At 56.4% G+C, this 1323-nt stretch carries 1 rRNA gene; it reads right to left on the bottom strand.

From position 1 onward, the window contains the following. Nucleotides 1–23: 23 nt before the first annotated feature. Nucleotides 24–1323: ribosomal RNA gene (locus ACZ4IF_RS44560) — 23S ribosomal RNA — on the bottom strand; the annotation flags it as partial.

Below are 1323 nucleotides of genomic sequence, written 5' to 3'. Positions count from 1 at the left end.
CAACACAGTGGACGCGAGCAACTGAGGACAAGCCCTCGGCCTATTAGTACCAGTCACCTCCACGCCTTACGGCGCTTCCAGATCTGGCCTATCAACCCAGTCGTCTACTGGGAGCCTTACCCCATCAAGTGGGTGGGAGTCCTCATCTCGAAGCAGGCTTCCCGCTTAGATGCTTTCAGCGGTTATCCCTCCCGAACGTAGCCAACCAGCCATGCCCTTGGCAGGACAACTGGCACACCAGAGGTTCGTCCGTCCCGGTCCTCTCGTACTAGGGACAGCCCTTCTCAAGACTCCTACGCGCACAGCGGATAGGGACCGAACTGTCTCACGACGTTCTAAACCCAGCTCGCGTACCGCTTTAATGGGCGAACAGCCCAACCCTTGGGACCGACTCCAGCCCCAGGATGCGACGAGCCGACATCGAGGTGCCAAACCATCCCGTCGATATGGACTCTTGGGGAAGATCAGCCTGTTATCCCCGGGGTACCTTTTATCCGTTGAGCGACGGCGCTTCCACAAGCCACCGCCGGATCACTAGTCCCGACTTTCGTCCCTGCTCGACCCGTCGGTCTCACAGTCAAGCTCCCTTGTGCACTTACACTCAACACCTGATTGCCAACCAGGCTGAGGGAACCTTTGGGCGCCTCCGTTACTCTTTGGGAGGCAACCGCCCCAGTTAAACTACCCATCAGACACTGTCCCTGATCCGGATCACGGACCCAGGTTAGACATCCAGCACGACCAGACTGGTATTTCAACGACGACTCCACACGGGCTGGCGCCCGCACTTCACAGTCTCCCAGCTATCCTACACAAGCCGAACCGAACACCAATATCAAACTGTAGTAAAGGTCCCGGGGTCTTTCCGTCCTGCTGCGCGAAACGAGCATCTTTACTCGTAGTGCAATTTCACCGGGCCTATGGTTGAGACAGTCGAGAAGTCGTTACGCCATTCGTGCAGGTCGGAACTTACCCGACAAGGAATTTCGCTACCTTAGGATGGTTATAGTTACCACCGCCGTTTACTGGCGCTTAAGTTCTCAGCTTCGCCACAACGAATTGTGACTAACCGGTCCCCTTAACGTTCCAGCACCGGGCAGGCGTCAGTCCGTATACATCGCCTTACGGCTTCGCACGGACCTGTGTTTTTAGTAAACAGTCGCTTCTCGCTGGTCTCTGCGGCCACCCCCAGCTCATGGAGTAAATCCAATCACCAGTGATGGCCCCCCTTCTCCCGAAGTTACGGGGGCATTTTGCCGAGTTCCTTAACCATAGTTCACCCGAACGCCTCGGTATTCTCTACCTGACCACCTGAGTCGGTTT

It is taken from the genome of Streptomyces sp. NPDC025784 (assembly GCF_055558435.1).
Note: the sequence above shows the minus strand (reverse complement) of the source record. Positions and strands in the feature narration are given on the sequence as shown.